The organism is Adhaeribacter soli (assembly GCF_008727925.1).
GTDB classification, from domain to species: domain Bacteria; phylum Bacteroidota; class Bacteroidia; order Cytophagales; family Hymenobacteraceae; genus Adhaeribacter_A; species Adhaeribacter_A soli.
This window is the reverse complement of record NZ_VTWT01000004.1, coordinates 340691-362817: the sequence shown is the minus strand read 5'-3', so window position 1 is coordinate 362817 and position 22127 is coordinate 340691. Positions and strand designations below refer to the sequence as shown.

Annotated in this window: 11 protein-coding genes; 3 read left to right on the top strand and 8 right to left on the bottom strand. The window is 48.5% G+C overall.

Translation table 11 applies throughout. The features are described from left to right. Positions 1-312: 312 nt before the first annotated feature. From F0P94_RS09530 to F0P94_RS09510, 5 genes are all read right to left on the bottom strand, one after another. Entirely contained in the window at positions 313-1341 is a 1029-nt protein-coding gene (locus F0P94_RS09530; protein WP_150903654.1) for a synaptic vesicle VAT-1 family membrane protein, read from the bottom strand. 404 nt (positions 1342-1745) lie between these two features. Next, the gene (locus F0P94_RS09525) at positions 1746-8762 is read right to left on the bottom strand and encodes a T9SS type A sorting domain-containing protein (protein WP_191906990.1); all 7017 of its coding nucleotides are present in this window, start codon (positions 8760-8762) and stop codon (positions 1746-1748) included. 322 nt (positions 8763-9084) lie between these two features. Further along, positions 9085-10245: an ABC transporter substrate-binding protein gene (locus F0P94_RS09520; RefSeq protein ID WP_150903652.1), complete on the bottom strand. Its 1161-nt coding sequence runs from the start codon at positions 10243-10245 to the stop codon at positions 9085-9087. Between the two features lie 59 nt (positions 10246-10304). Further along, positions 10305-10850 carry a phage tail protein gene (locus F0P94_RS09515; RefSeq protein ID WP_150903651.1) on the bottom strand — a complete coding sequence of 182 codons (546 nt, stop codon included), beginning with the start codon at positions 10848-10850 and terminating at the stop codon, positions 10305-10307. A 32-nt stretch (positions 10851-10882) separates the two neighbouring features. Next, positions 10883-11428 carry a phage tail protein gene (locus F0P94_RS09510; protein WP_150903650.1) on the bottom strand — a complete coding sequence of 182 codons (546 nt, stop codon included), beginning with the start codon at positions 11426-11428 and terminating at the stop codon, positions 10883-10885. Between the two features lie 720 nt (positions 11429-12148). On the opposite strand from F0P94_RS09510, the gene F0P94_RS09505 reads away from it, so the two are divergent. Then, positions 12149-12880, top strand: a complete 732-nt coding sequence (locus tag F0P94_RS09505; RefSeq protein WP_150903649.1) for an aspartyl/asparaginyl beta-hydroxylase domain-containing protein — start codon at positions 12149-12151, stop codon at positions 12878-12880. Between the two features lie 52 nt (positions 12881-12932). Here F0P94_RS09505 and F0P94_RS09500 read toward each other — a convergent pair whose 3' ends face one another. From F0P94_RS09500 to F0P94_RS09490, 3 genes are all read right to left on the bottom strand, one after another. Beyond that, positions 12933-13919, bottom strand: a complete 987-nt coding sequence (locus tag F0P94_RS09500) for a sulfotransferase family protein (protein ID WP_150903648.1) — start codon at positions 13917-13919, stop codon at positions 12933-12935. Between the two features lie 372 nt (positions 13920-14291). Further along, positions 14292-15533 carry a DUF3999 domain-containing protein gene (locus F0P94_RS09495; protein ID WP_150903647.1) on the bottom strand — a complete coding sequence of 414 codons (1242 nt, stop codon included), beginning with the start codon at positions 15531-15533 and terminating at the stop codon, positions 14292-14294. Beyond that, the gene (locus F0P94_RS09490) at positions 15530-18100 is read right to left on the bottom strand and encodes a DUF2339 domain-containing protein (RefSeq protein ID WP_150903646.1); all 2571 of its coding nucleotides are present in this window, start codon (positions 18098-18100) and stop codon (positions 15530-15532) included. Before F0P94_RS09490 ends, F0P94_RS09495 begins: the two co-directional genes overlap by 4 nt. Before the next feature lie 894 nt (positions 18101-18994). On the opposite strand from F0P94_RS09490, the gene F0P94_RS09485 reads away from it, so the two are divergent. Both F0P94_RS09485 and rlmH read left to right on the top strand, forming a co-directional pair. After that, complete coding sequence (locus F0P94_RS09485; protein ID WP_150903645.1) at positions 18995-21223, top strand: M3 family metallopeptidase; 2229 nt, start codon at positions 18995-18997, stop codon at positions 21221-21223. 170 nt (positions 21224-21393) lie between these two features. Beyond that, complete coding sequence (rlmH, locus tag F0P94_RS09480) at positions 21394-21867, top strand: 23S rRNA (pseudouridine(1915)-N(3))-methyltransferase RlmH (RefSeq protein ID WP_150903644.1); 474 nt, start codon at positions 21394-21396, stop codon at positions 21865-21867. Positions 21868-22127: the final 260 nt, after the last annotated feature.

Genomic DNA, 22127 nt, shown 5'->3' with positions numbered 1-22127 from the left:
AGGCGGCTGCTCCGGGACAGTAATCCAGGCCATTTTAGGAGCGTACCTGGGGTTTATGGTAAGCGCGTGTTTAAAATTCATCTTTTGCGCTGCAAATTTCCATTACCGGAACCTGAGTTCGTCTTTTTCTCGCACCGTAGCGCTGCTATGCTGCTCCAAAAAGCCTTCCTCAGAACCCGGTACTGAAAACTTCCGCTTGCAAAAATAAAATTTAAACATGCTCTAAGTCCGGGAGTAATGGTTACCCAGATTAGTAAATTATTTTATACAAGTTCAGGAAACAATAAGTAAAGGAAGAAGACCTTAAAATTCCTATTCACTTAGTTTTACCACCACTTTGCCTACTGTTTTACCCTGCTGAAACAAACGAATAGCCGGTTGCATTTCTTCAAAGGGGAATACGTGCCCAATGTGCGGGGACTTTAACGCAAGGGCCTGCAACTCAAGCAGAAAACGGAGCATCCTATCGGTTTCTTCGTAGAGGTAGATCAGGTTAAATCCCAGAAGCGACTTATTCTCGGTTGGTAACCGCAAGGGATCAATCTTTGGACGGTTCAGGTACTTCCAGATCAGCTTAAAGTAATTGGGCCGGGAACCATGACTCGTAAAACTGGCATTGCCGTACACCACCATCCGGCCGGTAGGCGCCAGTAATTTCCAACCTTCTGCTAAAACTTTGCCGCCTATGCATTCCAGGATCAGCTGCAAGGGCCGGTTCCCCAGCGCGGTTTTTAGTTTTTCCGGAAAGTCTTTGTCCCGTACGATCACCTTATCGTAGGCTTCTTCCTCCTGCAGAAATTTCACTTTATCTTCCCTGCCGACCGTACCAATGGTGTATGCCCCGAATTTCTTACAGATCCGGTTAGCCAGAATACCCACCCCACCAGCCGCGCTGTGAATAAGGACGGTCATGTCTTTGTGCAGATTTCCCAGCTCTTTCAGGGCATAGTAAGCCGTAAGGCCCTGCACCAGAAAACCAGCACCTTCTTCAAAGCTCCAGTTTTCCGGCAGCGGCACTACGTAACGTTCGTTTATATTGAGGTGAGAAACATAGCCGCCAAATCGGGTTACTCCCATCACTTTGTCTCCGGTTTTCCAGGTATGCACGTTCTCCCCTACTGCTATAATTTCACCGGAAAATTCCAGCCCCGGAATAAATGATCCTTTGGGAGTAGCGCTGTAAAGGCCCTGCATGGCAAAAATATCAGCAAAGTTGAGACCTACTGCTTTTACTTTCACACATACCTCATTTGCCTGGGGCTGGATCAGCATTTCCGTTACCAATTCCAAATTTCGGATGGAACCGGCTTTGGGCATCCGGTACATCTGGCGTTGCAGCATATTTTTTTTATTTCTTAAAATTGGTTGAGGGATTTTGTGTTGAAGGGTTTAAAATTAAAATTTCCGGAATCAAATCCCTGACTATAACCATTCTTACTTTTCAGGTGCCAAACTATAGCATTTTCCTGGCTTTGCCTAAGTTTTAAGCGACAAGCCTTCATCCGATAGGTTCAGATTTTTCTAAAGCATTTTACCTTACCACAATTGATATACTATTTACAAGGCGGCCAGTATATTTTTGAGGTTATCCGAAGCTTTTTATCGGGCAACGAACCTGATTGAAACCTGCCTCAGAATCTTAATTCTTTCACCTGGTTCCCTGGTCTGATCAGCACATCCTTTCTTCATAAAAAAAGCCGCCCCATTTATCCGGGGCGGCTTTTTTACGCTTAAACGATAACGTTTTATTCTACTACCACTTTCCGGGTAATCACCTGCTGATCGGCTTTGATCTGAAGCAGATAAATTCCTTTAGCGGCTTTCAGTTCTACTGCTTCTGAGATAGTACCATTGCTGGCTTTCACCTGTTTCTGCATTACCACCTTACCTGCAATATCAGTAATGGTCATTTCAGCGGAAGAAGCTTTCAGGCCGGAGAGCTGCAGCTGGAACTTGCCTTGGCTCGGGTTTGGATAGAGTTTCACTTCCATACCTTTTGTTGCATCGGCAACTCCGCTTACTCTTGCACCTACATGCAGTACAAACCTGGTAGCGGTGCTTCCGCCCGCATGCGAGAAAGAAACAACTGAAGTTGGGGTAAGTGTCTGCATGGTATTAAGCTGCTTGTCTTCTAATTGTACCTGGAACTGGTTCAACAGCTGTTCTACTTTGAGCTGGTACGTTCCGGCTGCTCCTTCTACAACTAATGGAATCTGTTGCGGAGCTGCTGAATAACCCAAACCATTGATAGAAAGCTGGGAAGCACCGGCTAAGGTATACACCCGTACCGCTCCCATCGGCAAAGAATAAGCATCAAAGCTATTGTCCATACCGGTAGTTGCCCCCTGCTCTAAGTACAAATATGCTTCATCCTGCTGCTGGCCTTTGCTGGCTGAAAGTTGCAGCAAAGGACGGGTTTCAGTACTTCTGTAGAAAGAAGGGTTCTGGTACGTAGTTAAGCGGGCAGCATTGCTGAAGCTGAAAGAAGAAACAGCTGCAGTAGTTCGTACAAAAAAGGCCTGCATGGCCGGAATTACTCCTCCGGTCAGTGATCCTACTCCGTTCACGTATGCAGCATAAGAGCCGTTGTAAGCCGAAGAGGAACGGAAGGCATATACGGCATCCATCATGCCTGAAGGAATAGTAATGTTGTCCCAGTCGATTGGAGCAGGATAAGGATTACCCAGTAAATGCCACCCTGATTCTGTTGTTGCTCCTCTGCCCAGACCTGTAACCGTTACCGTGCCGTTGCTGAGCGTACCGGTAAAGTCTACTGTCTGGGAAGCAGGAATGTTTACTGAGTAGCCTTTGCCTGGCGTTAAAGCTGAAGACAAAGCGGCCGGAGATTCCCAGCCGAAGCCGAAGTCCATGGTAGCAGCGCTGTCGTTGGTTAAGCGGCTCTGGTTATACTGGAACACGGTTGGGAAAGGACGAACCGTTCCTGGTTTAGCAGCTGTATTATAGGCCGGGTTCACTACCGGTGTAAAGCCTGCAGTAGCAAAGTCACTTACCGTAGTAGCAGTCACCGGAGAAGCAAAGTGGCGGTAACCTGCTGCTGCATTCAGGGCAGGGTTGATGTAACGCTGCACTTTAGCGGTGCCGTTTACTACGCCGCCAGCATTTACTACCATGGCTGTACCTGAAGCATTTGAAAGCAAAGTGAAAGTATTGCCATTCGTGTTCAGGTTACCATTCAGCGTAAGCACCCGCTGAACAGAAACAGGACCGGCTAAACTGGCACCGGCAGCACTGATGGTAAGGTCATGGAAAGCAGAAGGGTTCGCTCCTCCAATCACCTGCACGACTGAACCGGAGAAAATAGCGGAGCCGCCCGTAGCAGTGAAGCTGCCGTTGTTCGTGAAGTCTTCTTTTACCTCAAGCGTGCCGCCGTTAACCGTTAAGCTTGCTCCCGAAGCAATTGTCAGGTCTTTGGCCAGAGAAGTGCCGGAAGAGATAACCGGGTAGCGGGAAACTCCGGATGGAATTACCACATCGCTCGTTGAAGCAGGAACGCTGTTGCTGCTCCAGTTAGAAGCCGTGTTCCAATCGGTGGAAGTAGTACCTGTCCAGGAAATCGGGCCGGTAGGTGTCATTTGGGTAACATTTACCGTGTAGGTTTTGATACTTCCGTTCTGAGCAGTCACTTCCACGGTAATTAAATTACTGCCTGATGCTAAAGTTATGCTCCGTCCGCTTCCGCTGGTTGCTGCGGTATTATTTATTTTAAGCGTCGCAGCAGGGTCAGCAATAGTTGCAGTGAGTACAACGGAGGTAGTGGAACTGTTAACCGAAGCGGTATAAGAAGTCGTATTTGCTGCAAAAACCGGATTCAGGGTTCCTGAACTCAGCGTCAGGTTGGCCAGATTTGCGTTGGAAGAAGGTGCAGGCTGCGTGACAGTAGCCATTACCGTTCCGGTACAGCCATTATCGTCGGTAATAGTTACAGTATATGTTCCCGCAATTAATCCTGTTCTGTCCTGCGTTGTAATACCGCCACCCCAGTTATAGGTGTAAGGTGCAGTACCGCCGGAAGGCGTTAAATTAATAGCTCCGTTGCTGCCGCCGAAGCTGCTTACGTTCGTAACTACCGTAGTTCCGGAAACAGGTGCACTCGGCTGGTTAACCGAAGCCGTTACAGTACCGGTACAACCATTCGCATCGGTAATTACAACGGTATAAGTTCCGGCTGATAAACCCGTTCTGTCCTGCGTTGTAATACCGCCGCTCCAGTTGTAAGTATATGGCGCCGTACCGCCTGATGGCGTTAGATCAATGGTTCCATTGGAGCCACCAAAGCAGCTTACATGCGATACTACTGTACTTCCGCCTATTGCCGTGGCTGGTTGGCCAACAGCAGCAGAAATACTAGCGGTGCAACCGTTAAGATCAGTAATTACAACCGTATAAGTACCAGCGGCTAGACCGGTTCTGTCTTCGGTGGTAATGCCATTACCCCAGTTAAATGTATATGGAGCCGTGCCGCCGTTAGGGGTTAAATTAATCGCGCCATTAGTTCCGCCGTTACACGCCACGTTGGTTACAACCGTAGTACCGGAAACCGGCGAAGCTGGCTGGCCAACCGTAGTCGTTACGGTACTGGTGCAACTATTGGCATCCGTAATAGTTACCGAATAAGTACCGGCAACTAATCCAGTGCGGTCTTCAGTAGTTCTTCCATCGTTCCATAAAAATGTATATGAACCAGTACCACCGGTTGGAGTAAGATTGATGGCACCGGTATTACCGCCGTTACACGCTACATTGGTTATAACCGTGGTTCCGGATACCGGGGATGCTGGTTGTCCGACTGTAGCCGTTACCGTGCCGGTACATCCATTCGCATCTGTAATGGTTACGGAATAATTACCAGCCAAAAGGCCTGTGCGATCTTCGGTAGTAACGCCTCCGCCCCAATTAAAGGTGTAAGGCCCTGAACCGCCAGAAGGCGTTAGATTTATGGAACCATTGGAACCTCCAAAGCAGGAAACATTGGTAACAACTGTGGAGCCGGCAATTGCAGCAGGCTGACCGATCGTTAAACTCCTGGTTATAGTGCAGCCCCTGGCATCCGTAATGGTTACCGTATAGGTACCAGCCGTCAGTCCGGAAGCAGTTGCTGCCGTCCCTCCTGCAGGAGACCAGGAATAACTATAGGGTGCCGTACCGCCGTTTGCAGATACGGAAGCCGTACCGGTCGCACTGCCGTTGCAGGTAGCATTTGTACCGGTAACATTTGCGGCCAAAACAGAGGCAGGCTCCGTAATGGTAACCGTATTCGTGGAACGGCATCCTTTCGCATCGGTTGAGGTTACCGTATACGTTCCGGGAGCCAGATTGGAGATCGTAGCGGTGGTAGCACCATTGCTCCACAAATAAGTATACGGGGCAGTGCCGCCGGAAGCAGAAACAGTTGCCGTACCATTGGCAGCACCATGGCAGGTTACATTTGCAGCATTAATGGTAAGGGTTGCTGCCGGGTTAACCGTAACGGTTACCGGTTTACGCGGGCCTTCGCAAGTTGGCAACATATAAGAGAGAGAACCATTCCAGGTACGCGGAGAATATACGGTACTGAAAGGATACATATTTCCGGTACCGGTAGTGATGGTCAGGTTACCATCGGTAAAGGTATTATCCCCATTGGTATAGCTTATATTGGTTCCGTCTGTAGTAGTTATGTAAAAAGCGTATTGCTGACCTTGTTGTAAGGCCAGTTCGGGAACCGGCACAAAAATTTGTGATCCGGCGTTCACTACACTGGTAGTTGCATGCAGGGTCCAGGCGGAGGCATTATTCTGAAATCCACTGTAAGTGCCTGTTTTATAATAGAATCTTAAAGGAATGGTACTGCCCACACTTGTCGGGGTAATGGTAAAGCCATTAATAGTCAGGCTCTTGTGGGCAGCTACCTGAAACATTACCCCATTCTGATTATTACCACCGGTATTAATGGTACTCAGCGATTTCGTTTGTGTTTTTACTCCCTGTAAATAATAAGTGGTGGTGTTCGTTAAAACCGGCGTAGTAAAAGAAGCGCCGGTTTTCAATAAAGTGCCGCCTGAAGCCGCATTATACCAGTTATAGACATCTGCCCCGCTGGCTGTAAGTGTTGCGGTATCTCCGGCACAAATGGTTGCGCCGGCGGCAGTAGCAACTACTTCTGTTACCGTAGTACTAACGGTAGAAGAACAGCCTGCACCGCTAATGGTAACCGAATAAGTTCCGGGGGTTGTAACGTTAATACTTTGTGTGGTTGCACCGGTAGACCACAAATAAGTACTTCCGGTGGCCGGCGTGGCCGCAAGGTTTACCGGGCTTCCTCCGCAAATAGTGGTAAGGCCAGAAATGGTAGGTTTTACCCGGGCAAAAGTAATCTCTCCGTAAGAATTGCCGCCGCCTTCGGTAACCCTGAATTCAACCTGGCTCGTAGGCGACAAGTAACCCTGCCAAACGTTGGTGTGCGAATCGCAGCAGCCAATATGTTGCCAAACCATACTACCGTTAATTAACAATTCAGCATGGTCGTCGTGGGCCGGAATACTGATGATATAATAGCCACAGGTAAAACCGGTACGCTTCGCGCTCCAGGAATGATTATCTGCCGCTACGACACAGCCCTGGTATCCGGGCGCATCGGAAGGGGAAGTAAGAGTATTCCAAATTGGCACGGTATTCATGTTCAGGGTAGTATCGGTATAGAAACCAGCGTAATTCTGAGACCATGAAGCACCGGTATTGGCCCCCCCCCCGGCATTCCAGGCGTACACATTCCAGGTTCCGTTTCCAAATACAGCAGGATTACCGGGAGCAGCAGGTGCAGTTACCGTTGCCGTAGCTTGTTTTGTACAGTTATTCGCATCGATTACTGTAACGGTATAGGTACCGGGAGCTAAATTGCTGGCCGTTGCCCCGGTGCCTCCTGAAGGCGCCCAGCTATAGGTGTAAGGGCTTGTACCCCCGGATGCCGTTACGGTAGCCGAACCATTGGCAGCGCTGCTGCAGGTTGCATCCGTAGCCGTGGTAGTGGCAGTTATCCCACTAGGCTGATTTACGAAGTAACTTTGGGTGGATGTACAACCGTTAACATCGGTAATTACAACTGAATAATTTCCGGCAGTTAAGCCTGTTCTATCCTGGGTGGTTATTCCGCCCGCCCAGTAATAAGTATAGGGAGCAGTGCCGCCACTTGGTGTAAGATCTATAGTACCGTTAGATCCGCCATTACACGACACATTGGTTACAACTCCTACACCAGACACCGGAGAGGCTGGTTGGTTGACCGTAGCAGTAATCGTACCAGTACAGCTATTCGCATCTGTAATGGTTACGGTATAAGTGCCGGCAGTTAAGTTGGAGCGGTCTTCCGTAGTAATGCCACCACCCCAGTTATAAGTGTACGGTGATGTGCCACCGGTTGGCGTTAAGTTTATAGCGCCGGTGTTTCCGCCATTGCAGGAAACATTAGTAACTACGGTTGTTCCGGAAACGGGAGCAGCAGGTTGGGTGATATTGAAAGTGCGGGTAGCAGTACAGCCAATATCATCGGTTATGGTAACGGTATAGGTTCCGGCCGATAAACCAGTTGCAGTTGAGCTTGTTCCTCCCCTTGGCGACCAGGAATACGTATAGGGCGTTATACCTCCGGAAACCGAAACGGCGGCAGCGCCATTACTTCCCCCATTACAACTCACATTTACGTAGGCTGAAGACACAACAATATTAGAAACCGTTAACGTAGCCGTATTCGAAGTGGCTGCAGGTGCGGTGGCACCGGAAACTACCACCCGGTACTGGTATCCGTTCATAGCGCCGGTTACAGCAGTAATAGTAAGGGTTGAAGAGGTAGCACCGCTGTAAACGCCAGCATTTGCTACGTTTGTAAAGCCTGAGCCGGTATTTACCTGCCATTGATAAGAAGTGGCATTGGTGGCCGTTACCGAAAAGGTAGCATTCCCGCCCGCGCACCGAGTTCTGTTGCCAGGATGTCCCGTAATGGCCGGTGCAGGTGGGGCAGTCTGAAAATCAGGAACGGAAGAGCTATTAAGAGCTACGGAAGTGTTACTCACCGTCCAGTTGGCTGGATTATTTACCGCTGCTTTGTATTGGGAAATGGAAAGCCCGGAAGTTGACCCGGAATATCTCCCCCCCTGAACCGCGGCAGACCCGCCGGTAAATGCAATATTATAGCTAGTTAAATCAGATGGCAGGTAAGAAGTCTGGGAACCGGAAGATCCGGAAGTAAGCCAGCCGTTTGGCCAGGAAAGGGCATATAGTACCGTTCCGCTAAAAGTAGCCGGACTTGTGTTAGTTGGGGAAAAGCCCGTGGAGCTTAAGGTTTGATCGGCAGGATTAGCGGTTTGATAAGCAGTAAGCTGGTCTCCGATATTGGTAAGTGCCATAGAAGAGGTTGTGCCTCCCCCGTTATTGAATACCGAAACAGTACCCATGCTCGCATAATAGCCGCCGTTCAGGTAAACCGGTTCAATAATGATAACTGTGCCGGCAGCAATGGTGCTGCCCGAGGTATTTACCCACATGGCAACCTGCTCTAAATTCCGGCTATTACCTGCCTGGGTAGCAGATGCTCCGGAATTCCAGCCATTATCGGTGAAACGGATAACGGTATTGGGAGCCAGCGATACCCAGGGAACAAAGGCGATCTGATCGGTGGTGTTGGAGTTCCAGCCGACAATGGAAATATCGCCGGTTGCCAGGGTAGTCTGTGCCTTTACCTGGTAACCGAAACCGAGCAGCCAAAGCATTGCCACTACAAGCAAGCGCCTCCAACTCCTTTCTGATAATTTGGGTGAGTAGAGTTTCATCATATATTTTTTGGGTTTAAAGGATAAATGAATTTATTTTAAATCTTTAGTTTGGAGAAAGCCTGAACCTTATTCAATTAATTAAAACAAAACAAGCTACCAGGTACTTTCTTGGTTTTCAGGTTCTTCCCGCACCGTTATAGGCGTACTTTTGGCAAAGGTGATTTAAATATGAACTGCCCTGCTAAATCCGGAATGAGAAAACCAAAGAGTCCGAAGAAGCAAGCGCTAAATTAATAAATTGATGTTACAACATCACAAGTTACAAACATAAATAAGTATTGGTCCAGCGGGAGAAGGTAGACTCCGGCAGGTCTGCCAGAAATTCTTGCCATTCCTGCCCTATATTTTCCACTTCGCCCAGCACCTCCAGCTTACAGGTATTGGTTTGGCTGGCTGCAACCACCTTTGCCCGGTACATAGGGCTGATAAAATAATGCGATTCCGGATGCGGAGTTAGGGGGCCACGGGGCGAGTTAAAGGTTAACCGGCTTAATTTTTCTAAAGCTTCCGGCTGCCAGTTGCCGGCATCGCCGTTAATTTCTGTCACACGCGAACAGAACTGGCCGGCTTCCCAACCCAACAGGGAAAAGATATTGCCTTTCTTGCCGGCCTGCTGCATGGTTTCCAGAAACAGCTTGTTTTCGGGCAGGTCGAGTTCTTCTGACCAAACCGTGCAGCCTTCTATATTTTCGAACAAAAACGGTTGGGTAGCCAGCCAGCTTTCTTCGAGTAAAAAGGGCGAAACGAATAATCTGGTTTTCTGATGGGCTTCCAGGGCGGCAAATTCCTTCAGGAAAATACCGCCGGCCTCGGCGCTAAACTGAGCCAGAACGGAAAAAGGTTGCTGCTGCTCAATAGCCTGCCTGATTAGTTGGGGATTATAGTTTTCGAACCGGAAAGGAATAACGTCGTTGTAGCAAACCGACCCGCCACTTTTTTCCAGCCCCCGGACAAAGGCGTAGCAGCCCAGGTAACCGCCTTCATAAAAGGAAGTGGCAAAAATACTTTTCGGGTTATTATTGCCGGCTGCCATTTTTCCGCTGATGCGGCTGCCGAGCGCTGCCTGCAGGGAAAGCGTAAAACGATTGGCAGCAGCCTGGCTCTCTACCGGAACGTTGCCACCGGGGTCCAGTACGAGCAGCAGGCAACCTGAATTATTGACCAGCGAATCGAGCTTAACGGCGGCAAAATGGTCGAGAAATGCGATCAGCAGTTGTACTTCTTCCTGCAGCACCAGTTTTTCGGCTTTGGCATACACTTCATCTTCGACCCCGCCAAAACCTACATTTTCCATTATCACTTTTGCATTGCCCAAACCGAACTGTTTAAGCCCCGCTTTTATTCCGGTAAAAATATCGGCAGAAATGGTGGGGTAAAGGGTTGACCGGCAAAGCAATACGCCTATTTTTATTTCATGCATAGCTGTAAAAACAAAACAGGCTTACTTTAAAAAGTAAGCCTGTACACTTGTAAAAAAAATTAATTCCGGGAAGGATATACGCCCTCCGTACAAATTACATAGTTCATTCCCAAGTATGGGTTTCGGATCGGCAAAGGTTGGCTTCCCCCGGCCACGCCAATAGTAACCTTCGCCGGAAAAGCGCCGCCGACCTGACCGGAGCCGGGCGTATCGGTATAGATCTGGGAATTGGAGATAGCCATGAAGGTGCCTTCCGGGGTTTCGGTGTTGGCGCTATCGGCATTTACCGGCGGCTGAACCGAAACCTGAGCCGGGTGGGTATGCATTGGCATCTGAGAAGGCAGAATGGTTACGTATTCGGTACCAGCCATCTCGCCAAGTTGAATTAAATGCATGCCCGGCCCCTGCCCGGTGCCCACCGGAATGCGTCCCCGAAGGTCAGGCAAACCAAACGTATTTACCCCATCTCCGCCGTATACAGTACCCAGCAAAGAAAACAGCGCCATGTTGCTGTTTATACTAATGATTTGTCCCTGGCAAAAGGCAAATCCCCGGGGTGCGAAATTCCCGGCAAACATTTTAATTATTGCTAAATATTCATCCATGGTATTCTTATCTTATTTAATTCCGGGAAGTATTAATTGCGGGAAGGATAAAGCCCCATGGTGCAGATAATGTAGTTCATACCCAGGTAAGGGTTGCGGATCGGCAAAGGTTGGCTTCCCCCCGCTATTCCGATGGTAGCCTGTGCCGGAAATGAGCCTCCTACTTGTCCCTGACCAGGAGTATCGGTGTAGATCTGCGAATTGGAGATGGCCATGTAAGTGCCTTCCGGGGTTTCGGTGTTGGCGCTGTCGGCATTTACCGGTGGCGCTACCGATACCTGGGCCGGGTGGTTATGAGCCGGCATCTGGGCCTGGGTAATGGTTACGTATTCGGCGCCATTCACCTCGCCCAGGATAACGTTGTGAATTCCGGCTCCCTGTCCGGTGCCTACGGGTATGCGGCCGCGGAGATCGGGTAAACCGAAGGTGGTGGTGCCGTTGCCGCCGTAGACAGTGCCCAGTAAAGAATACAAGGCAGAATTGGAGGAAATGTTTAAAAGCTGCCCCTGGCATAACATATACCCGCGCGGGGCAAAATTGCCGGCAAAAATTTTGATCATGGCTAAGTACTCATCCATCGTTTTTTGATTTTTTAAAGGGTTTAAAACGGTTATTTAAGTTATAAAAGGTGACTCCGAACAGAAGGCTTAATTCAGAGCCGGAATATTCTAAATTGTTATCCCAACTCCTGAAATTTAATCCCGGAATAACACGCACAACGTACCTAACCCTTCAAAAACCTATAATACGCTTATATTTAAAGCGATAAACCCTCAGCATACAGGACGCATTTTCATACGAATGTGTTATTTGCAAGCAATATAGTAATGCATTTATATAGAAAACAAATAATTTTCTAAGTTTTATAATAAAATTACCACGTACCTAACCAGAAACCTTCCCTGGTTGCAGCAGAAGTCGTTTCTAATTTTTTATTCCAGTTCTTTGAATATTTTCGTAATCCATTGCGCTGTAATTCTTATTATTGATTCCGCAACAAGCCAGTTTTGCCAATTAAGCGGAGCGGAAAGAATCCGGTTTATTTTTAATTCAGAGCATGTTTAAATTTCATTTTTGCAAGCGAAAATTTTCAGTACCGGGTTCTGAAGAAGGCTTTTTGGAGCAGCATAGCAGGGCTATGGTGCTCCAAAAAGACGAACGCAGGTTCCGGTAATGGAAATTTGCAGCGCAAAGGATGAATTTTAAACTTGCTCCCAGAATGCCCGGACTTTTATCGCCTGAAAGCCTAATATTTTACCTGAAATTTATTCTGAAAGTAAATCTTAAACAGCACCCTTATGATCCGTTTTGCCCGACTGCCCCTAACTGCCAATATCCGGGAGATACAAAAAGAAGTGAATTTGCTTTTAAACAACCAGTGGCTACCGCATTACAACCGCCACGATTACGAAGGCAGCTGGGACGTATTAGTGCTCCGGGGGCTGAACGGAAACAGCCAGCAAGCCTTTGCCGACCAGGTACAACATGGGGATTTTGCCAATACGGAAATACTGGCCCAGTGCCCGGAGATAGAACGATTCCTGAACTCCCTGGCTTGCGAAAAAAGATCGGTCCGGTTGCTGAATCTGAAAAGTGGGGCGGTTATAAAAGAACATCGCGACCTGGAACTGGCTTTCGAGAATGGGGAAGCGCGGTTGCACATTCCGGTTTTTACCAACCCGAAGGTAGCGTTTTACCTCGACAACCATTTGCTGAAAATGCAGGAAGGCGAATGCTGGTACATAAATGCCAACCTCCCCCACCGGCTAAGCAATAAAGGCCAGACAGACCGGATTCACCTGGTAATAGATTGCGAAGTAAACGACTGGCTCCGGTCTGTTTTTCAGCATTCAGAAAGCGCGGCAAACATGGTTTCGGAAAAAGAACTTTGGGATCGGGAAAAAGAACTGAAACGGCAAACGATCCAGAACCTCCGCCTGCAAAATACTGAAGCTACTCTTACCCTGGCAGCTACTCTGGAACAGGAATTCCGGGAAAAAGAACTGGCATTTTCAGATCCTTTGGCATAAGCTCTTCGTTACCGGAAAACGATATGATTCAGGGGTAAAAAGTCCTTGAAACTTAAAGATTCGGCACATGCTCTTTCCGGACCAAGGCCGTTCTATCAGACAGCGATTCGTAAAGCAGATTGGCTTGAAGTAAATATGGCGGAAGGTTTTCCTCCGGTTGAACTTCCCCAAAAGGTTTATCGGGAAATTTAGAATGAAACGTGCTCCGGGCAATGGCTTGCTCCCGTATTTCCGGGGAAAGCTCCAAGTTCAGATAATTGCTTAACTCATGGAACATGGCGGAAGCACCGCTTGCATAATCCAGGAAAAGCCCGCTTTGCCCCGCTTCCGCTAACTGGTTCAGCACTTCGAAATAACGCTCCAGCACCCGCCCCGTGTAAACATCCAGATCGGTAAATACTTCATTTTCCGGAAAGCCAAAAAGCTGCGGCTCGATCACGCCCGGTGCAGCCTGCATGCCCCGATGTTTCCGGTGCGAGCGCAAAACTTCCAGCGGCCGGCGGTAAAGAAAAACTTTCGGCACTTCCGGATAAAGCTGCTGAATGAGATCGTAGAAAAACAGGTGCCAGCTATCGAGCTTGATAAAAAGCTTATGTTCGGTACCGGTCCGGCGCTGCCCCATCAGCCGGATGGCTGCCTGAAACGCTTCCGAAAGCAGTGCCGGGGCTATTTTCGTTTTATAAGGCAAACGTAGCAGATCGTCGAAAAAAGGCACTTCGGCCAGCACTATGTGCGAAGGTTCCTGGTCCAGCATTTGCGCCAGCAAGGTTGAGCCGCACCGTGACACGTGAAAAATGAAGGCAGATGGCTCTACCGCGTTTATCGTTTCTGCCGCTTCGATCATAAATTCCAGCGAGGTCTGCATTGTAAACCCTTTGGAATTATATTCCAGGCTCAGGCATTTGCTGATGGTTTCGTCGAAGAAAGGTTCGGAAAACCGTTTATCCCCTACGTAAAGCCAGTTTACCAGAACTTCCTGCTCCTGAAATTTGAGTTTATAGGGTATCCATTTGGTTAAAAAAGTTGACTGGTCAGTCATGGTTTATTTTCGTTTTAAGGCAGGCGTATTTAGCAATATTATTACTCCAAACTGCGGTTAAATTATAAATCCACACAAGGAAAGTCTGTATAAAAATTAATAAGTACCGTGACTGAATTCATTTAAACTACTACGATTGTCATTTTGTAAGGAATCATGCGTTCGAAGTTTAGAATCCACAAGATTCTTCCAGAATGACAGAAAAGAAATGGAAATAATAGGGTAACCTAAATTTGTCCACTTAACTTACTTAAATAAAAATTGAAATTACTTTTCGGCTTATTTTAAATGAAGACTCCCGATTAATACCCGATTCATAATTGAATTTCTGAAAAGATGTCACCTATAAGCTTAGTATTAATCCGGCGGTTTTCACTTCTCCTTAACTTCCTGCAACATCCGGAAAGTCATGTATCCTAAAAAACCGATCACCAGAATCAATGCTACCCAGATCAATCGCTTATCTCTGAAAAAAGCAGGGCTTTCTGTTTCCGCTTCTGCTGCGGCAGCCCCGGAAAAGAATTCCGGTTTTCGTACCTGCACAAGCGTTAGATTTTCAGGAATACCAGACCGGAAATATTGCAGGTCGTAGGAAGGCGCCGCTTGATAGGAACTGCCAAAACGCAGCTCATAGGCCCGCTTTTCTTTCAGTTCGGCTACCAGGTAAACATTCCGGACAAAGGCTTTCACTTCCCTGATCTTCAGGGGCGGATTATCGGCATTTTCAATTTTCAGGAACAGATCTCCGGCATGCAGATCCGGCCAATCGAGCACGTTTTTACTATCGGAGCGCAGCTGAAACGTTTTGATCGGAACCAGTTGCTCCTGTCTCCGGCCCCGGCGATCAACCGAATTTTGCTTTTCAAAAACAGTAGCATTCCGGAAGAAAAAAGCCGGGGAATCGATGGTAAAAGCCAGCCGGTTCAGCAGGATTTGGTTTGCAGCTGAGATCCGGATGTAAGTGCGTTTCACTTCGCTGCTGTCGCGGATCGTAATTTTCAGGTTTTCCAGTTCAGTGTAATTGCCTTCCGCCGATTCGAAATCGTAGTAACCGGCTGCCAGAATATTCAGCGGCGCGCTTAAAGAATCGTTTATCTGAAGGCGGTAAAATCCGTAATCGCTCAGCGGAAATTCCAGCGATTTTACCTCCGACGTTTGCTCCGTACCGCCTACCGATTGTAAAACAAAATTATCTTCCAGCGCATACCAGGTTTTTCCATCGTTGCTGCCGCTCAGGTCGGCTTGTTTCACCACGTTGGTGTTCTTTATAACCAGGCTGATGTTGCTGATGGCATTCTGGTCGGGGTTGCGCAAAACCAGCGTAGTTTTCTTCCCGGCAAACGATTTCTCAACCACCGGATATTCGCGAAAATAGCGGCGGGTCTGTACCGGTTCTTCGCGCTCCAGCAGATAAGGCACTTCCCGGTTTTTCCAATCGTAAATCCTTATGGCCTGCAGGTTGCCATTCATGCCGGCTAATACCTCCGCAGAAAGCTGCACCCGGTAAAACCCGGTTGCCGGCGCCGGTTCCAGTTTGGCTTTAAAATCGGTTCCCTGCGCAAGAGCAAACCGTAGGGAAAACAGCAAAAAAACTACGCCTGAAATTCGCTTCATGCAGCCCCCTCCGTTTCCCCGGTTTTATCGTCTTTCAGGATCAGGGTTTTTATCTTCTGGTACATAAAGGAAACCACCAGCAGCACCACGCCCAGGAAAATAAAGGCCGCAATTTTACCGCCTTCGGAAATCCCCCGGATATCGTACAGAAACAACTTTGCCAACGTAAAGGCAAACAGCGAAAGCGAGAAAATGCGCAGCTGCTGGTTTTTCCGGGCCAGGCCGATGAACATAAATACGAACGCACAGATCCCCCATAAGATCGGAAACCCTACTTTGCTTGTTTGCCGGACCAGGGAATGCCATCTTTCTGCCAGCTCGTTTGCTACAGTTGGAAGGTTTATCTGCCCTACTCCGGCCTCCGGCATCTTCAGCCACAGCACGTGAAAAAGCAATTCGGAACTGGCCATAAAAACCACCAGTACGCTAAAACTCCAGGCCAGGAATTTCGCCGAACTCGGCCAGACCGTTTCCAGCAGCGGCTTCTGGCGGTAACCCAAAATCATGATACCAATGGTGAGCAACAGGTTCAGATAATGGAAAGGGAAACCGGCAAAACCCGGCTCCTGGTACAGCAACCGCGCCCGGAGCAACTGGTAAACATAGGTATTGTAAACCGAAACGTACAGGATTATTCCCAACGCCCCGAAGGCCAGCGCCCAGGAAGTGAGCTTAAGAGCATTCTTCCATTCGGCATACACCAACAGCCCCAGCATGAAGGCCAGGTTGTACGTACCCAGAATCAGGCTCCGGCTAAAGCCAGAACTCACAAAAACTTTGAGTTGATACTGCAACTCCAGCAACAAAGAAATATAGGTTACCAGGGCCAGGGAAATGAAAAGAAAACGCTGGTAATACGTTAAATTAAATTCGTAACGGCCCAGCACTAACGGAGAGGTCTCGTGCCGGAGCAAGCGGGAAGTGACCCAGAGGCTGATGCCGGCAAGCAGGCTGGTAATAAAACCTTTGTTCAGCAAGATCCGGAGCGATGTGCCCGGCGCATAAGCCATGTAAACATTATTCCAGTCCATCAGCAGGCTGATGAGCATGAGGCCGGTTACCACAAACGAGCCGGTATAAATTATTTTCAGGCCGGAACGCTGCGCCAGCCACAGCAACAACACCGCCTCCAGCGCCCAGAACATGGTAATGTAATTTCCTTCGAGCTGCACCGGCACCGCCAGGCTTATGAACGTAATTACCAGCCCGATGAGCAGGTAGATCAGGTTGCGGTCGGTGTGGCCGCGGCGGAAAAAGTAAAAGGCAAATCCAAAATTAAAGAGCCCGATTGCCACGGTAAAAATTCCCTGGTAAAGCCCCTGCTGCACGTTGGCCAGCAGGCCCATGCCGGCGGCGTAATAGAAAAAGGTATTGCTGAGCAGAATGCTGAAATCTACCGGGGCAAAACGGGTACGTTCCTTCAGGTTATAAATGATATTCATCAGGAAAAAGACCAGGTAGAAAAGCGAGGCAAAAAGCAGGGCTCCCAGATAAGGCGCATGGGTTGCATTGAAAACCTTCGTAGAAAGCCAGCCGCCAAACAACAGTACGGTAAAAGCATAGGAAATCCAGTTCAGCAGTTTCCAGCCTTTCAGGTACGCCAGCGCCAGCATGCCCACATTCAGCACCAGGATATAGGTAAAGAGCACCTGGTAATTTCCTTCGCCGGTACTTACCATAAACGGCGTTACAAAGCCGCCCAGCAAAGCCAGCACCGCCAGTTCTATCCGGTTATAGGAAACAGAAAGCAGCACCGAAAACCCGGTAATCACCACCATCACCAGAAAGGCAGCCGTCTGGCTCAGTAAGTGGTATTCGTGGAAAGCAATGGCAATGGTAAAATACAGCACCGCAAGGCCGCCGCCTACCAGCACCGAACTGAAGGCCGTAAAAGTCTTCCGCAGGTAATGGGCAACCCCAATGAGCAAACCGCCCGCTAAAATTCCGATGCAAACCCGCCCGATCTCGTTGATCCAGTCTTTATCGATGGCAAATTTCACGAAGTACCCGATGCCCAGTACCAGAATGGCAATCCCGATTTTATTGATCAGGTTCTCGCCAATGAATTTCTCCAGGTCGGGATTGTTCTGCCGGAAGCGTTCCATAATGGTAAGTTCCGGCTCCTCCGGTGTAACGGGCTCAGCAGGCGGCCCAAAACTTCCGGCACCGGCCGGCGGCGAAAACGCCATTGCCGGGGCAGCAGGCACTCGTTCTTCCACCATTGGTTTTTCCGGCGCTAGAGGTACCGTTTTTTCAGGTTCCGGGGCTTTAAAGGCTGCTATCCGGCGCGCTTCTTCCAACGGACTTTCAGGCCGAACCGGCGCCGGCGGAATTGGGGCAGTCTGGTCTTTTGGAGCAGCTGCCGGCCGGACTTCCGGAGCAACAGGTGGCGGAGCCTGGGGTCTGGTTTTCAGATTTTCAGAAACCTTTTCCAGTTCCTCCCGGATGCGCTGCAGTTCCCGGTTTTGCGCATCGAAACGAAAATGGATTTCCTGGATCTTCCCCGAAAGTGCATTTACGATCATGTACGCCGCAACCACAATTGCTATAATAAATAGAAACGCCATTTAAACGGATTTGTGGGTAAAATTTAGGCGAAGGAATAAAGTTGGAATATAACAAAAAGATTTGAATAGAGCGCTTGGAAGCTGCGATGCAAACGTAAGGCCGGTTTGTTTTTTTCTGACGGATGCTTCCTTTGAGAAGAAGACCATTCTTTAAACTGCCCGCTTTTTCATTATTGCTAGTACTCGACCAAATTAATTATTAGAATTTGCTTGACGGGGAATTTGCTTGACGGGATTTGTAATCCCGTCTTAACCGAGCCGTGGGATTTGTAATCCCACTTTCTAAAAAGTAAATAGGTCATGCACTAGTTCAGATTTTCGAACCCGGACCGATTCATGCTCTGAAGCGTAAATTTGTTTGAACATAATTTTAGGAATTGAATGGATAGACAGGATTTTTATTTCCGAAAAGGATTACTTCGAATTAGGGAATGGAGCGAACCGTATTCAAATAAGAAAAAGATTGCGATTGCAGCCTTTTGAAAGTTTTCAAAACCTAACCTTCACTTATGGCAGCAACTATGGTTGCACTTCTAAATTCCTTTCTCACATTCCACAGTAGCACCGCAATTAGACCTTTAGCAAAACACCTTGCCCATCATAAAAATCACACAAATCTTATAAATCATAGTTCAGACAATCCGCCTTGCTTAACGGCAGTTACTAACTCCCGTGAGTCCCGGCATTAACATAAAGTTTTCGGAAGAATAATTTCAGCAGGAATTCACTTGGAATAGCTCCTACCCTTAAACTTCCAACAAAGCATTTAACATTTCTTATACCATTATTCAGCGGCTTTAAAAACCACACTTTGCAAGAATTCCCCGATTTAAGCGTTAACTTAGGCGGACAAAAACCTAAACTTTCATAACAAACAGTCCGAAGAAACAAACTATGCGAAAACCGTTTTCTTATTTTGGCGTGCTGCCTGCAGCTACTGCGTTTACCCTCTTAACGTTTACCAACTGCGTAAATACCACCAAAACCACCACCTCTTCTGCTACTTCTCAGCCAGCAAATACCAGTCAGCCGGCGGTTGCTCTTAACCCTTTGCTCGTTTCCTGGACCGGCCCTTACGGTGGAGTACCGCCTTTCGACAAAATAAAAATCGCTGATTTTAAACCGGCCATTGATGCGGCCATGGCCGATAACCTGGCTGAAATAGATAAAATTACCGCTAATCCGGCTGCTCCGGATTTTGAGAATACCATTGCTGCTTTAGAGCGTACCGGTCAGGCGCTGGAACGGGTGCTTACCATTTACGGCATCTGGAGCTCGAACATGAACAATCTTGAATTCCAGGCGGTGGAACGTGAAATGGCCCCGAAACTGGCTGCCTTTTCCGATCAGATAAACCAGAACGAGAAACTTTTCAAGCGCATTGAAACGGTATATAATTCGCCGGAAAAAGGCAAGCTTACCCCGGAACAGCAACGTCTGACCTGGAAACAATATACCGGTTTCGTACGCTCCGGCGCGAAACTGGACGCTACCGCAAAAAACCGGCTTTCGGCTATTAACCAGCAACTGGCAGGCCTTTATACCAATTTTGGACAGAACCTGCTGGCCGATGAGATGAACGAAATTCTTGTGCTGGAAAAAGAAAGCGAACTGACCGGCTTGCCGCAGTCCCTGAAGGATGCTGCTGCCAACGCGGCAGCGGCAAAGAAGATGCCCGGCAAATGGGTGATTACCAACACGCGTTCTTCGGTAGATCCGTTCCTGACTTATTCCGATAACCGCGCCCTCCGCGAGAAAGCCTGGCGCATGTTCGTGAACCGCGGCGACAACGGCGGCGAGCACGACAACAATGCCCTTATCACGGAAATTCTGCAGCTTCGGGCGGAACGCGCCAAACTTTTAGGCTACGAAACCCACGCCCATTGGCGCTTGGAAAATACCATGGCCAAAACTCCGCAACGCGCCGTGGAACTGATGGAAGCGGTTTGGAAACCAGCTACGGCCCGCGTAAAAGAAGAAGTAGCCGATATGCAGGCCCTGGCCAGAAAAGAAGGTCAGAAAATTACCATCGAGCCTTGGGATTACCGGTATTATGCCGAGAAAGTGCGCAAGGCTAAATACGACCTCGATCAGAACGAAGTAAAGCAATATCTCCAGCTCGATAAGCTCCGTGAAGGCATGTTCTGGGTAGCCGGCGAATTGTTCAACTTCAACTTTACCCCGATCAACAACGTGCCGGTATTCCACCCGGATGTGCAGGTGTGGGAAGTGAAAGATAAAACCAACGGCAAACACATTGGCCTGTGGTACTTCGATGCCTATGCCCGCGAAGGCAAACGTTCCGGTGCCTGGATGAACGCTTACCGCGACCAGCAGCGCATGAACGGCGAGATCACCACCATCGTATCGAACAACTCTAACTTCGTGAAGGGTAACCCCGGCGAGCCGGTACTCATTTCCTGGGACGATGCCTCTACCCTTTTTCACGAATTCGGGCACGCGCTACACGGGCTTGCTTCCAACGTAACCTATCCGTCGCTGGCCGGAACGTCAGTAGTGCGTGATTACGTAGAGTTTCCTTCGCAACTGCTGGAACACTGGCTTTCCACGCCTGAAGTCCTGAACCGCTTCGCGCTGCATTACCAGACTGGTCAGCCAATTCCGAAAACGCTGGTAGATCGTATTGAAAAGGCGAGCATCTTTAACGAAGGCTTTGAAACGACCGAATATCTGGCCAGCGCTCTGATCGATATGAAACTGCACCTGGCCGGCGATCAGAAAATCGATCCGGATAAATTCGAGCGCGAAACCCTGGCCGCCTTGGGCATGCCGAAAGAGATCGTGATGCGTCACCGCACCCCGCAATTCGCTCACGTGTTTTCCGGCGACGGCTACTCAGCCGGCTATTACAGTTACCTGTGGTCCGATGTGCTGACTGCCGATGCTTTCGGTGCCTTTACTGAGGGTACAGGACCATACGACAAAACCGTAGCTGCTAACCTGAACCGCCACATTTTCTCGGTAGGAAATACCGTAGATCCGGCCGAAGGTTACCGCGCTTTCCGTGGCCGCGACCCGAAAGTGGAAGCCCTGATGCAGAAGCGTGGCTTTGCCGGAAATGCTGCTAAACCGAAGACTAAAGCCCCGGCGAAAAAGAAGTAAGAACTAAAGACGGAGTACCTTTAAGGTTTCTTCTGAATTCAATTTAAAACAAAAGAGCCCCGTGAATGCGGGGCTTTTTTGTTGAATAGCAAACTTGAATAGAGCATTCTGACAGGCTAATTGATTTTGCTTATTTTTGCCCCTGAATTTGCGTAGTGTACCCAACCCTAATGAAAATAAAACTGATTGCAATTGGCAAGACCGATGAAAAGTACCTGGATGAAGGCATTGAAAAATACCTGAAACGGCTGAAGCATTACACTCCTTTCGAGCTGATCGTAATTCCGGATATAAAGCAGGGCGGGAAATTTACGCCTGAAAAACTAAAGGAAGAGGAAGGCAAACTTATTCTGCAGAAAGTGCAGGAAGGCGACCAACTGGTGCTGCTCGACGAAAAAGGAAAGAACTTTTCTTCTCAGGAATTTGCCGTTTTTTTGCAGAAGAAACTGAACACCGTAAACAGTAACCTGATCTTCGTAATCGGTGGGCCTTTCGGTTTTTCGCCGGCGGTTTATCAGCGTGCCAACGAGCAGATTTCCCTTTCCCGCCTTACGTTCTCGCACCAGATGGTACGGCTCTTTTTCACCGAACAGTTATACCGGGGCTTTACCATTCTCCGCGGTGAAAAATACCACCACGATTAAGCCGAACTTCCGTTGACTGAAGTCAACGGCAATGGATAAGCTGAATTGACAGGTAACCTTGACGTATTACCACGACATCTTATCATTTCCAAGTTGTTCCCAAACACGAAGCCTGCTTCCTGATTATCTTATACCAATTCGTGCGTACCGGATTCCATTAGATAAAAATTTTGGCGGATTATAGCGCAAACGTCCGCTTGTGCTTGCTTAATTACCTGGTCTGCTATAATTAAAGCACAAGTAGAGAGCACAAGCGGACG